This is a genomic window from Cedecea colo (genome assembly GCF_011808225.1).
GTDB lineage: Bacteria > Pseudomonadota > Gammaproteobacteria > Enterobacterales > Enterobacteriaceae > Dryocola > Dryocola colo.
Genome location: NZ_SOYS01000001.1, coordinates 899636 through 912562, shown reverse-complemented (window position 1 = coordinate 912562; position 12927 = coordinate 899636). Strand labels below are relative to the sequence as shown.

Below are 12927 nucleotides of genomic sequence, written 5' to 3'. Positions count from 1 at the left end.
TGATAATGCCTGTGAAAATCAGAGCAATATCACTATGAAGTGATTCATTGCCCGGCAGACGGTCAATACGTTTGATTTTATTTTTGACCCTGGCTGCACCGGTTAAATAACGCCCGATACGGGTTAGGTCAGTGATGCGCCATTGATTAAGGCGAGGGTGGCATTCAGCAAAGCATTTTGGCGGTATTTGTGAAACGGAGATAAAGCATCGCGGAAGAGATTCTGACGTACCCGGTAAGCAGGCATAGAGGTGATCTCATTGAATTGATAGCACAATCAGTAGATCACAAACGCTATGCCTGTCTTTTTTACCCGCCCATTACTGAGGATTTCTCAGCGCCGAAGCGGGTTTTTTAGCAAAGTCTGTCAATTAAGCGATTTTCTTCGCTTTTTTGTCAGCCTTAACGGCGGGAGCCGCTTCTTTAGCCGCTTCGCCTTCGGTGTACTCACGGCCGTAGTAAGTATCCATCAGAATCTGTTTCAGCTCAGAGATCAGCGGGTAACGTGGGTTTGCACCGGTACACTGGTCATCGAACGCATCTTCGGACAGCTTATCAACGTGGGCCAGGAAGTCGGCTTCCTGAACGCCAGCTTCGCGGATGGATTTAGGAATACCCAGCTCAGCCTTAATGCTATCCAGCCACGCCAGCAGTTTCTCGATCTTAGCCGCGGTACGGTCGCCCGGCGCGCTCAGACCCAGGTGGTCTGCGATTTCAGCGTAGCGACGACGCGCTTGCGGACGATCGTACTGGCTGAAAGCAGTCTGCTTGGTTGGGTTGTCGTTCGCGTTGTAGCGGATAACGTTGGAAATCAGCAGGGCGTTCGCCAGACCGTGAGGAATATGGAACTGAGAGCCCAGTTTGTGCGCCATTGAGTGACATACGCCCAGGAAGGCGTTCGCAAACGCGATACCCGCGATGGTCGCAGCATTGTGAACGCGCTCACGGGCAACCGGGTTTTTAGAGCCTTCATTATAGGACGCCGGCAGGTTTTCTTTCAGCAGTTTCAGGGCCTGCAGAGCCTGGCCGTCAGAGAACTCGCTCGCCAGTACGGAGACGTAAGCTTCCAGCGCGTGGGTTACCGCATCCAGACCGCCAAATGCGCACAGGGACTTAGGCATATCCATCACCAGGTTGGCATCAACGATCGCCATATCCGGCGTCAGCGCGTAGTCGGCCAGAGGATATTTCTGTCCTGTCGCATCGTCGGTAACAACCGCAAACGGCGTGACTTCAGAACCCGTACCTGATGTAGTGGTGACCGCAATCATTTTCGCTTTCACGCCCATTTTCGGGAACTTATAGATACGCTTACGGATATCCATAAAGCGCAGCGCCAGTTCTTCAAAATGGGTTTCTGGATGTTCGTACATCACCCACATGATTTTCGCCGCATCCATTGGGGAGCCGCCGCCCAGCGCGATGATCACGTCTGGTTTGAAGGAGTTAGCAAGCTCGGCGCCTTTACGCACTACGCTAAGCGTTGGGTCAGCCTCTACTTCAAAGAACACTTCAGTTTCAACGCCAGCCGCTTTCAGAACGGAGGTGATCTGGTCTGCGTAACCGTTGTTGAACAGGAAACGGTCGGTAACGATCATCGCACGTTTGTGACCATCGGTAATCACTTCGTCCAGCGCAATTGGCAGGGAGCCACGGCGGAAGTAGATAGATTTCGGAAGTTTATGCCACAACATGTTCTCAGCTCGCTTAGCAACGGTTTTCTTGTTGATCAGGTGCTTAGGACCAACGTTCTCAGAGATGGAGTTGCCACCCCATGAACCACAACCCAGCGTCAGGGAAGGTGCGAGTTTGAAGTTGTACAGATCGCCGATACCGCCCTGAGAAGCAGGGGTGTTAATCAGAATACGCGCGGTCTTCATTTTGTCGCCGAAGTGCTTAACGCGTTCTGGCTGGTTATCCTGGTCGGTGTACAGGCAAGAGGTATGACCGATACCGCCCATCTCAACCAGTTTTTCAGCTTTAACAACGGCATCTTCGAAGCTCTTAGCGCGATACATCGCCAGAGTTGGAGACAGTTTTTCGTGAGCGAACGGCTCAGTTTCGTCTACAACGCTGACTTCGCCAATCAGAATTTTGGTATCTGCTGGGACGGTGAAGCCTGCCAGTTCAGCAATTTTGGTCGCTGGCTGACCAACGATAGCCGCATTCAGCGCGCCGTTTTTCAGGATGATATTCTGAACCGCTTTCAGTTCCTGGCCCTGCAGCATATAGCCGCCGTGGCTGGCGAAGCGTTCGCGAACGGCATCGTAGGCGGAATCAACAACGATAACAGACTGCTCAGAAGCACAAATTACGCCGTTATCGAAGGTCTTGGACATCAGAATAGAAGCAACAACGCGTTTGATGTCGGCAGTTTCGTCAACCACCACCGGCGTGTTACCTGCGCCAACGCCGATGGCTGGCTTACCGGAGCTGTACGCTGCTTTAACCATGCCCGGCCCACCGGTTGCCAGAATCATATTGATATCCGGATGGTGCATCAGAGCATTTGACAGTTCAACAGAAGGCTGGTCGATCCAACCGATCAGATCCTTAGGCGCACCGGCAGCGATGGCCGCCTGCAGCACGATATTCGCTGCTTTATTGGTTGCTTCTTTTGCGCGTGGATGCGGAGAAAAAATAATTGCGTTACGCGTTTTCAGGCTAATGAGCGATTTAAAGATAGCCGTTGAAGTTGGGTTAGTGGTAGGAACGATACCGCAAATAATACCGATTGGCTCAGCGATCGTAATGGTCCCGAATGTGTGGTCTTCGTCCAGCACACCGCAGGTTTTCTCATCTTTATAGGCGTTATAGATATATTCGGAAGCAAAGTGGTTTTTAATCACCTTATCTTCAACGATACCCATACCGGATTCGGCAACGGCCAGTTTCGCGAGAGGGATTCGAGCATCAGCGGCGGCCAGGGCGGCGGCGCGGAAGATTTTATCAACTTGCTCTTGAGTAAAGTTGGCATATTCACGCTGGGCTTTCTTGACACGCTCTACGAGTGCGTTAAGTTCAGCGACATTAGTTACAGCCATAATGCTCTCCTGATAATGTTAAACTCTTTTAGTAAATCAGCTGCTCGATTCGACAGTATAGTCAGCGGGCAACAGCTTGCGTAAAACCGGGGTATGCCTGTGCAAAAACGTCCACTAGCCTCTCGCTGATTTACTAAAAGAGCCTTACCTGGAAAAGCGCTTCATAGGATAAGAATTGCTCTTCTGGTGTAGCCAAGAGTACTCACTTCTGAGTAGTGTTTTTGTGATCTGCATCACATAATTTCAAGGCTGACTCCTTTCAGCAGGGCTTATTTATGTGGCTGAAAAGCCTTTAAAAACTTAGTCACAGCGAAGACAAATCAAACTATCATATTTCCAACATACGAGTAACAATATTGCTTAATCCTGTAATACCTGTTAGCAGGAGCGCGCCTGGCTGTGAAATGCCGTAGCGCTGACCGTGCTTTTCCATTACATTACGCCTGCATTTGCTATGTTCACCTGCGGAGTTTCGCGTGGCTCAATCCTTATTTGATTTGCCTACCTATTTTAAGTTTTTTATTGGTCTCTTTGCTCTGGTAAACCCGGTGGGCATTATTCCCGTCTTTATCAGCATGACGAGCTACCAGACCGCAGCGGCGAGAAATAAAACCAACCTTACCGCCAACCTTTCCGTTGCCATTATCTTATGGATCTCATTATTTCTTGGCGACGGCATCCTGCAAGTATTCGGCATTTCCATTGATTCTTTCCGCATTGCCGGCGGCATCCTGGTGGTGACGATTGCGATGTCAATGATCAGCGGCAAGCTGGGCGAAGATAAGCAAAACAAGCAGGAGAAGTCAGAAAGCGCGATACGCGAAAGCGTAGGCGTGGTGCCTCTTGCGTTACCGCTTATGGCGGGGCCGGGGGCAATCAGTTCCACGATTGTCTGGGGAACGAAATATCACAGTTGGGGACACCTGTTTGGCTTTTCTGTTGCTATTGCGCTTTTTGCTCTTTGCTGCTGGATGGTGTTTCGCATTGCTCCGTGGCTGGTGCGCTTGCTGGGCCAGACCGGCATTAACGTTATTACCCGTATCATGGGGTTATTGCTGATGGCGCTGGGCATCGAATTTATCGTCACCGGTATCAAGGCTATCTTTCCGGGCCTGTTAAGTTAATTCTACTGAAACTTTCATATGAAAAAGCAGAATCGCCATTCTGCTTTCTTTTGTTATAAAAACACCAAATCCGTTTTTAAATGGAACTTATGGCGTGGGATATAAGAAAATCATCCATAAGAAATTGCTTTGGAAACCGCCTGTTACCCTTTGCAGAAGGCGCATGTTGTACAGAAAAGTGGCGGTTGCGCTGTTATTTAAGTCACACTACACAATGACGCTTGCTGCCGCTTTATTGAGATGATATTAGTAATTCGAACATTTCCGCAGAGGAATGTGCTAAAAAATAATCAATTGTTAATTTTTTGTTGGTGGCGGTGCAGGTACAGAACGTTTCAGGTTTTCAAACGATCCCTCCATTTTATATGGTTGATTTTAAATGATAAAATCAATGCGTATAGCCCGCTATAACCTTTTAGTAAATCCACGCTGCGGTTGATAAAAGAGAAACAGTTAACAAATTTGCAAATTGTATTGGCGGGGCCTGGGTGCTTTTGATACTTTCCGGTCAACACAATTCGCTGGAAAAGGCTTTATTTCCAGATGAGTTTAATTTCTGTATGAAATTATATTCTTTGAAATATGAACAAACTTAGATCCAGCCTTGTTACAGGGTGGCTGGAAAGAATCGACGGAACAGGGAGCCATAAGAGCATCCCGGAAATAAAGTCGGTGATAGCAAGAAGTAACAGCAGTTCTCCTTACAGACGCTTAACGCTCCGCGCTGTACAGGAACCCCACGGGGAAGAGGCTGGCTTTCGGGCCGGTAATTATAATGAGTGGAGTATCAACACAATGTCCATCATCACAAAAAAAAGTCTGGTAGCAGCAAGTATTTTAACCGCGCTTCTCGCGGGTAACGTCGCCCATGCGGCAGACGTCCCGGCAGGTGTACAACTGGCAGAAAAGCAAACGCTGATCCGTAACAACGGCGCTGAACCGCAGTCACTGGATCCAGACAAAATTGAAGGCGTGCCTGAATCAAACGTCAGCCGTGACCTCTTCGAAGGCCTGCTGATTACATCACCTAAAGACGGCCACCCAATTCCGGGCGTGGCAGAGTCCTGGGATAATAAAGATTTTAAAGTCTGGACCTTCCATCTGCGTAAAGATGCGAAATGGTCTAACGGTGACCCGGTTACCGCACAAGATTTCGTTTATAGCTGGCAGCGCCTGGTTGATCCTAACACTGCGTCCCCCTATGCGAGCTATCCGCAGTACGGCCATATCGTCAACGTTGATGAGATCATCGACGGCAAGAAAAAACCATCTGAGCTGGGCGTAAAAGCCATCGACGACCATACGCTGGAAGTCACTCTGAGCGAGCCTGTGCCTTACTTCTACAAGCTGCTGGTGAATCCGGCGATGTCCCCGGTGAATAAAACCGCCATCGAGAAGTTTGGCGAGAAGTGGACCCAGCCTGCGAACCTTGTTTCTAACGGTGCCTATAAACTGAAAGACTGGGTTGTTAACGAACGTATCGTGATGGAACGCAACACCAACTATTGGGATAACAAAAAAACCGTTATCGACCAGATTACCTATCTGCCGATTTCATCAGAAGTGACCGACGTTAACCGCTACCGCAGCGGTGAAATCGACATGACCTACAACAACCTGCCAATTGAACTGTTCCAGAAACTGAAAAAAGAGATCCCGGCAGAAGTTCATGTTGATCCGTATCTGTGTACGTATTACTACGAAATCAACAACCAGAAAGCACCGTTTACCGATGCGCGTGTTCGTACCGCACTGAAACTGGGCCTGGACCGCGACATTATCACCAATAAAGTTAAAGCCCAGGGCGATTTACCTGCCTATGGCTACACGCCTCCTTATACTGACGGCGCAAAACTGACCAAGCCTGAGTGGTTCTCCTGGACTCAGGAAAAACGTAACGAAGAAGCGAAGAAACTGCTGGCTGAAGCAGGCTACAGCAAAGACAAGCCGCTGACCTTCAACCTGCTGTACAACACTTCCGATCTGCATAAGAAACTGGCTATCGCTGCGGCGTCCATCTGGCAGAAAAACCTGGGTGTGAACGTTAAGCTTGTGAACCAGGAGTGGAAAACCTTCCTCGATACCCGTCACCAGGGTAATTACGATGTGGCGCGTGCCGGCTGGTGTGCGGACTACAACGAACCAACTTCGTTCCTGAACACCATGCTTTCATCAAGTTCGATGAACACCGCGCATTATAAGAGCCCGGCGTTTGATGCCATCATGGCCGAGTCCCTGAAAGCCACCGATGAAGCGCAGCGCAGCGCGGCTTACGATAAAGCCGAACAGCAACTGGGCAAAGACTCTGCGATCGTACCGGTTTATTACTATGTGAACGCCCGTCTGGTGAAACCTTGGGTTGGCGGTTATACCGGCAAAGACCCAATGGACAATATCTACACTAAAGATATGTATATCATCAAACATTAATGGCAAGTCGTGGGGCAGGGCTTAGTACAGTCCCGCCCCATCGTGTCTTATTTCATCGCACTCTAAAGGCACAGGCCAGAAGGTATGGGCAATGTTGAAATTTATTCTACGTCGTTGTCTGGAAGCAATTCCGACACTCTTTATTCTTATAACAATATCCTTCTTTATGATGCGCCTTGCGCCGGGCAGTCCATTTACCAGCGAGCGCGCGCTTCCGCCAGAAGTGATGGCGAACATTGAAGCCAAATATCATTTAAACGATCCGATAACCACCCAGTATTTCAGCTATCTGAAGCAGCTGGCGCACGGTGATTTTGGACCGTCATTCAAATACAAAGATTATTCCGTTAACGATCTGGTGGCCTCAAGCTTCCCGGTATCGGCCAAATTAGGCGCGGCCGCGTTTATTTTTGCCGTTGTGCTGGGCGTGCTGGCAGGGGTAATTGCGGCACTGAATCAAAATACCAAATGGGATTATGCCGTCATGGGGATAGCCATGACCGGGGTCGTCATCCCCAGTTTCGTGGTCGCCCCGTTACTGGTGCTGATATTTTCCATCACCCTCAGATGGTTGCCCGGAGGAGGCTGGAACGGCGGGACGTTGCAATACATGATCCTGCCGATGGTCGCTTTATCGCTAGCCTATATCGCGAGTATCGCGCGTATTACCCGTGGCTCAATGATTGAGGTATTGCACTCCAACTTTATCCGCACCGCACGTGCAAAAGGCTTGCCGATGCGTCGCATTATTTTGCGTCACGCGTTGAAGCCTGCGCTGTTGCCCGTCCTCTCTTATCTGGGGCCTGCTTTCGTTGGGATCATTACAGGCTCAATGGTTATTGAAACCATTTACGGCCTGCCGGGTATTGGCCAGCTGTTCGTAAACGGAGCGCTGAACCGCGACTATTCGCTGGTTCTTAGCCTCACCATTCTGGTGGGCGCGCTGACTATTCTTTTTAACGCGATTGTTGACGTGCTGTATGCCGTTATCGATCCGAAAATCCGTTACTGACGCTGGAGTTCGCCATGATGTTGAGTAAGAAAAACAGCGAGGCGCTGGAAAACTTCAGTGAAAAGCTTGAGGTTGAAGGCCGTAGCCTGTGGCAGGATGCGCGTCGTCGTTTTATGCATAACCGCGCGGCGGTCGCCAGCCTGATTGTGCTGGTGCTGATTGCGCTTTTTGTGACCTTTGCGCCGATGCTGTCGCAGTTCACCTACTTTGATACCGACTGGGGCATGATGTCGAGCGCGCCAGAGACGGAGTCCGGCCACTACTTCGGCACCGACTCGTCAGGCCGCGATCTGCTGGTACGCGTGGCTATCGGCGGACGCATTTCGCTGATGGTAGGCGTTGCAGCCGCGCTGGTTGCGGTAGTCGTCGGCACGCTGTACGGCTCGACGGCGGGTTATCTGGGCGGCAAAACCGACTCCGTGATGATGCGTCTACTGGAAATCCTTAACTCCTTCCCGTTTATGTTCTTCGTTATTCTGCTGGTGACCTTCTTCGGGCAGAACATCCTGTTGATCTTCGTGGCTATCGGGATGGTCTCCTGGCTGGACATGGCGCGTATCGTGCGTGGCCAGACGCTGAGCCTGAAACGTAAAGAATTTATCGAAGCGGCACAGGTGGGCGGGGTTTCTACCGTCAGTATCGTGGTTCGCCATATCGTGCCGAACGTGCTGGGCGTGGTCGTGGTTTACGCCTCGCTGCTGGTGCCGAGCATGATCCTGTTCGAATCCTTCCTGAGCTTCCTCGGTCTGGGGACCCAGGAGCCGCTGAGCAGCTGGGGCGCCCTGTTAAGCGACGGCGCTAACTCCATGGAAGTTTCTCCATGGCTGCTGCTGTTTCCCGCAGGCTTCTTGGTTATCACCCTGTTCTGTTTTAACTTTATCGGCGATGGCCTGCGTGATGCCCTCGACCCGAAAGATCGTTAAGGAGTGCCGCGATGAGCACAATTGAAAACCCTGCGGTGGTCACTCCACTGAGCCAGACTTCTGCGCTACTTGACGTAAAAGATCTGCGCGTTACCTTTGGCACGCCCGACGGTGATGTGACTGCCGTAAACGATCTGAACTTCAGCCTGCGCGCCGGTGAAACGCTGGGTATCGTCGGCGAATCAGGTTCGGGTAAATCCCAGACGGCGTTTGCGCTAATGGGCCTGCTGGCAGCCAACGGCCGCATCGGCGGCTCGGCGAAATTTAACGGCAAAGAGATCCTGAACCTGCCGGAAAATCAGCTAAACCGCCTGCGCGCGGAACAGATCTCGATGATTTTCCAGGACCCAATGACGTCCCTTAACCCTTATATGCGCGTGGGGGAGCAGCTGATGGAGGTCCTGATGCTGCACAAGAAGCTGAGCAAGGCTGAAGCGTTTGAAGAATCAGTGCGTATGCTTGATGCGGTGAAAATGCCGGAAGCGCGTAAGCGCATGCGCATGTTCCCGCATGAGTTCTCAGGCGGTATGCGCCAGCGCGTAATGATCGCCATGGCGCTGCTGTGTCGGCCAAAACTGCTGATCGCCGATGAACCAACGACCGCGCTGGATGTGACGGTGCAGGCGCAGATTATGACGCTGTTAAACGAGCTGAAACGCGAGTTCAACACCGCCATCATCATGATCACCCACGATCTGGGCGTGGTTGCCGGCATCTGCGACAAAGTGCTGGTGATGTATGCCGGGCGTACCATGGAGTACGGCAAAGCGCGCGACGTGTTCTACAGCCCCGCTCACCCATATTCTATCGGTCTGCTGAACGCGGTCCCGCGTCTGGATGCGGAAGGTGAAGCGCTGTTGACCATTCCAGGCAACCCGCCGAACCTGCTGCGTCTGCCGAAAGGCTGTCCGTTCCAGCCGCGCTGTCCGTACGCCATGGAAATTTGTAACAGCATGCCGCCGTTGGAGCCTTTTGGTGAAGGTCGCCTGCGCGCCTGCTTTAAGCCGGTGGAGGAGCTGGTATGAATGCCGTGACAGAAGAGAGAAAAGTACTGCTCGAAATTGCCGATCTTAAGGTTCATTTCGATATTAAAGACGGCAAGCAATGGTTCTGGCAGCCGTCGAAAAGCCTTAAGGCGGTGGACGGCGTTACCCTGCGGCTGTACGAAGGGGAAACTCTGGGCGTGGTAGGCGAGTCCGGCTGCGGTAAATCAACTTTTGCCCGCGCCATTATCGGCCTGGTTAAAGCAACCGACGGGCGCGTGGCCTGGCTGGGTAAAGATCTGCTGGGGATGAATCAGGACGAGTGGCGCGACGTGCGCAGCGACATCCAGATGATTTTCCAGGATCCGCTGGCTTCATTAAACCCACGTATGAACATCGGCGATATCATCGCCGAGCCGCTGCGTACTTATCATCCGAAAATGCCGCGCCAGGAAGTGCGTGACCGCGTAAAAGCGATGATGATGAAAGTAGGGCTGTTGCCTAATCTCATCAACCGCTATCCGCACGAGTTCTCTGGCGGCCAGTGTCAGCGTATTGGGATTGCGCGCGCGTTAATCCTTGAGCCGAAACTTATCATCTGTGACGAACCCGTTTCGGCGCTGGACGTGTCTATTCAGGCGCAGGTGGTCAACCTGCTGCAAAAATTACAGCGTGAGATGGGGCTGTCACTGATCTTTATTGCTCACGATCTGGCGGTAGTGAAGCATATCTCCGATCGCGTGCTGGTGATGTATCTTGGACACGCGGTGGAGTTAGGGACTTATGATGAGGTTTATCACAACCCGCTGCATCCTTATACCAAAGCGCTGATGTCAGCGGTGCCGATCCCTGACCCCGATCTGGAGAAAAACAAAGTTATCCAGCTTCTGGAAGGCGAGCTGCCTTCGCCGATCAATCCTCCGTCGGGCTGTGTGTTCCGCACACGTTGTCCGATTGCCGGGCCGGAATGCGCGAAAACCCGTCCCGTCCTGGAAGGCAGCTTCCGCCACGCGGTTTCCTGCCTGAAGGTTGACCCGCTTTAATCTCCGGTGGCATTAAAGGAAAGGGCAGCTTAGGCTGCCCTTTTGGCTGGTGACAAACTCTCAACCTGCACAGACAGAGCAGATTTCACCGGGTGAAAAAATAAGGGAAATCAATCGGTTGCTTTTCGAAGGATAATGACAAAGAAGGAAAAACCACGCTTTTTCCTTCTTTGTCAGCAATCTCAAGGGCAGCTCAGGCTGCCCTTTTGGCTACTCGCGCCAGAGAATGTGGCAGAGCTTATGGTCTTTTTCACGACACAGCAGAACGCGCGCGAAGATATCGTTAAGCTCTCCGCCGTCGGTATCGGCAAGGCCAATCACCACCTCGGCAAAGAAGTCCGGGTTCAGGTCGAAATCTACGTGCTCCTGCCAGTCTTCTGCCGGATCGAACAGTTCAGCACCGCCGCGCTCTTCGAACTGCAGATTAAACAGAATCACGTCTGCCGGATCGAGATTGTCTACCGCCAGTTCAAGAAAAATGTCGTAGGCCTGTTCCAGCGTTTCGTCTTCTGTCAGGCGGTTATTCAGATCCATTTCCATTTTTACATCCACATATGAAGTGCTGATGCGCCACGTTTTACAGCAACGGGCTAAAGAAGTAAAACAGTCGCTCAACCACGCGCTGCCACATTGGACGTTTCGCCCAAAGACGGGCGTCCAGCAGTCTTGAGCGGGAGATATAATCATCCTGCACCGCCGCCAGATCGCTTGCAAATCCGGCGTCGTCAATCACCATGGTAATCTCGAAATTAAGCCACAGGCTGCGCATGTCGAGATTCACCGTTCCCACCAGGCTTAGCTGGCCGTCGACCAGCACGCTCTTGGTATGCAGTAGCCCACCTTCGAACTGATAAATTTTAACGCCGGCGGCCAGCAGCTCGGTAAAGAAAGCACGGCTTGCCCAGCCGACCAGCAGCGAATCATTATTACGCGGAATGATAATGCTGACATCAACGCCGCGCTGCGCTGCGGTGCAGATGGCGTGCAGCAGGTCGTCGCTGGGCACGAAGTAGGGAGTGGACATGATCAGATATTCACGCGCCGCATACACGGAGGTAAGCAACGCCTGGTGAATTAAATCTTCCGGAAAGCCCGGCCCGGAAGCGATGGTATGAATGGTGTGGCCGCTGGCTTCTTCAAACGGCATGATATTGGCATCGGGCGGCGGCGGTAAAATGCGTTTGCCGGTTTCGATTTCCCAGTCGCACGAATAGACGATACCCATAGCCGTAGCCACCGGGCCCTCCATACGCGCCATTAAATCGACCCATTGACCAACGCCCGCATCCTGCTTAAAGAAACGCGGGTCAACCAGGTTCATGCTGCCGGTATAAGCGATGTAATTATCGATCATCACCATCTTGCGATGCTGGCGTAAATCCATGCGGCGCAGGAAAACGCGCATCAGGTTTACCTTCAGCGCCTCGACAACCTCAACGCCTGCGTTGCGCATCATATTTGCCCACGGGCTGCGGAAAAACGCCACGCTGCCTGCGGAATCAAGCATCAGGCGGCAATGAATGCCGCGACGAGCCGCGGCCATCAGCGATTCCGCTACCTGATCGGCCATCCCGCCCGGCTGCCAGATATAGAAAACCATCTCAATATTGTGCCGCGCGAGCTGAATATCGCGAATTAGCGCCTGCATGGTTTCATCGGACGAGGTCAGCAACTGCAGCTGGTTACCCTTTACGCCGCCGATACCCTGGCGACGCTCACAAAGCTGGAACAGGGAGGTTGCAACCTCGCTGTTTTCTTCGGCAAAAATGTGTTTGCAGCTTTTAAGGTCGGTCAGCCATTTGGCCGTGGAGGGCCACATTGCCCGCGCGCGTTCGGCGCGACGCTTGCCCAGATGCAGTTCGCCGAACGAGAGATAGGCAATAATCCCTACCAGCGGAAGAATATAAATAATCAACAGCCAGGCCATCGCGGAGGGAACCGCCCGGCGTTTCATTAAAATACGCAGCGTAACCCCGGCGATAAGCAACCAGTAGCCTAAAACGATCAGCCAACTCATCACCGTGTAGAAGGTTGTCATACCTTAAAAATCCTTTTGAAATCGTATGGTTTCGAGTTTACGCATAACCTTAACTCGTTAACAATAAAACTAGTCGTAAAACGGCTAGCCTGCTGGCAATAAGCATCTATAATGAGCCGTCTGTTTTAAAGTTGAGTCGTAAAAATGAGGCGTAGTAGAACTGAGGTCGGACGCTGGCGAATGCAGCGTCAGGCGCAACGGCGCAAAGCACGTTGGCTGGAAGGCCAGTCGCGCCGTAACATGCGCATTCATGCCATCAGAAAGTGCCAGGTTAATAAACAGCGTAATTCATTGCTGTTTGCCATCCACGATCGCTGGGCATAAAGAAAAG

General features: G+C 51.8%; 10 protein-coding genes. 7 read left to right on the top strand and 3 right to left on the bottom strand.

The genetic code is table 11. The annotated features are described in order from the left end of the window. Window positions 1-370 precede the first annotated feature (370 nt). A complete protein-coding gene (gene adhE, locus E2L00_RS04135; RefSeq protein ID WP_167607354.1) occupies window positions 371-3043 on the bottom strand; it encodes a bifunctional acetaldehyde-CoA/alcohol dehydrogenase in 2673 nt (890 codons plus the stop codon). 476 nt (window positions 3044-3519) lie between these two features. Here adhE and E2L00_RS04130 point away from each other — a divergent pair, with 476 nt between their 5' ends. From E2L00_RS04130 to oppF, 6 genes are all read left to right on the top strand, one after another. Next, window positions 3520-4167, top strand: a complete 648-nt coding sequence (locus tag E2L00_RS04130) for a YchE family NAAT transporter (RefSeq protein ID WP_167607351.1) — start codon at window positions 3520-3522, stop codon at window positions 4165-4167. Between the two features lie 795 nt (window positions 4168-4962). Then, entirely contained in the window at window positions 4963-6597 is a 1635-nt protein-coding gene (gene oppA / locus E2L00_RS04125) for an oligopeptide ABC transporter substrate-binding protein OppA (protein WP_167607349.1), read from the top strand. Window positions 6598-6688: 91 nt separating this feature from the next. Continuing rightward, on the top strand, window positions 6689-7609 hold the full coding sequence (oppB, locus tag E2L00_RS04120; protein ID WP_167607346.1) for an oligopeptide ABC transporter permease OppB: 921 nt from the start codon (window positions 6689-6691) through the stop codon (window positions 7607-7609). 14 nt (window positions 7610-7623) lie between these two features. Then, window positions 7624-8532: an oligopeptide ABC transporter permease OppC gene (gene oppC / locus E2L00_RS04115; protein ID WP_167607343.1), complete on the top strand. Its 909-nt coding sequence runs from the start codon at window positions 7624-7626 to the stop codon at window positions 8530-8532. 11 nt (window positions 8533-8543) lie between these two features. After that, window positions 8544-9557 carry an ABC transporter ATP-binding protein gene (gene oppD, locus E2L00_RS04110; RefSeq protein ID WP_167607340.1) on the top strand — a complete coding sequence of 338 codons (1014 nt, stop codon included), beginning with the start codon at window positions 8544-8546 and terminating at the stop codon, window positions 9555-9557. Beyond that, window positions 9554-10558, top strand: a complete 1005-nt coding sequence (oppF, locus tag E2L00_RS04105; RefSeq protein ID WP_167607337.1) for a murein tripeptide/oligopeptide ABC transporter ATP-binding protein OppF — start codon at window positions 9554-9556, stop codon at window positions 10556-10558. Before oppD ends, oppF begins: the two co-directional genes overlap by 4 nt. Before the next feature lie 210 nt (window positions 10559-10768). Here oppF and E2L00_RS04100 read toward each other — a convergent pair whose 3' ends face one another. Both E2L00_RS04100 and cls read right to left on the bottom strand, forming a co-directional pair. Further along, window positions 10769-11098, bottom strand: a complete 330-nt coding sequence (locus E2L00_RS04100; protein WP_034494996.1) for an HI1450 family dsDNA-mimic protein — start codon at window positions 11096-11098, stop codon at window positions 10769-10771. 37 nt (window positions 11099-11135) lie between these two features. Then, complete coding sequence (gene cls, locus E2L00_RS04095; protein ID WP_167607335.1) at window positions 11136-12596, bottom strand: cardiolipin synthase; 1461 nt, start codon at window positions 12594-12596, stop codon at window positions 11136-11138. A gap of 144 nt (window positions 12597-12740) precedes the next feature. Here cls and E2L00_RS04090 point away from each other — a divergent pair, with 144 nt between their 5' ends. After that, a complete protein-coding gene (locus E2L00_RS04090; protein WP_167607333.1) occupies window positions 12741-12920 on the top strand; it encodes a YciY family protein in 180 nt (59 codons plus the stop codon). Window positions 12921-12927 lie beyond the last annotated feature (7 nt).

Excerpts from the sequence above, each read along its gene's own strand:
- adhE (WP_167607354.1), bottom strand. The coding sequence starts at position 3,043 with ATGGCTGTAACTAATGTCGCTGAACTTAACGCACTCGTAGAGCGTGTC.
- oppA (WP_167607349.1), top strand. The coding sequence starts at position 4,963 with ATGTCCATCATCACAAAAAAAAGTCTGGTAGCAGCAAGTATTTTAACC.
- oppB (WP_167607346.1), top strand. The coding sequence starts at position 6,689 with ATGTTGAAATTTATTCTACGTCGTTGTCTGGAAGCAATTCCGACACTC.
- oppC (WP_167607343.1), top strand. The coding sequence starts at position 7,624 with ATGATGTTGAGTAAGAAAAACAGCGAGGCGCTGGAAAACTTCAGTGAA.
- oppD (WP_167607340.1), top strand. The coding sequence starts at position 8,544 with ATGAGCACAATTGAAAACCCTGCGGTGGTCACTCCACTGAGCCAGACT.
- oppF (WP_167607337.1), top strand. The coding sequence starts at position 9,554 with ATGAATGCCGTGACAGAAGAGAGAAAAGTACTGCTCGAAATTGCCGAT.
- E2L00_RS04100 (WP_034494996.1), bottom strand. The coding sequence starts at position 11,098 with ATGGAAATGGATCTGAATAACCGCCTGACAGAAGACGAAACGCTGGAA.
- cls (WP_167607335.1), bottom strand. The coding sequence starts at position 12,596 with ATGACAACCTTCTACACGGTGATGAGTTGGCTGATCGTTTTAGGCTAC.
- E2L00_RS04090 (WP_167607333.1), top strand. The coding sequence starts at position 12,741 with ATGAGGCGTAGTAGAACTGAGGTCGGACGCTGGCGAATGCAGCGTCAG.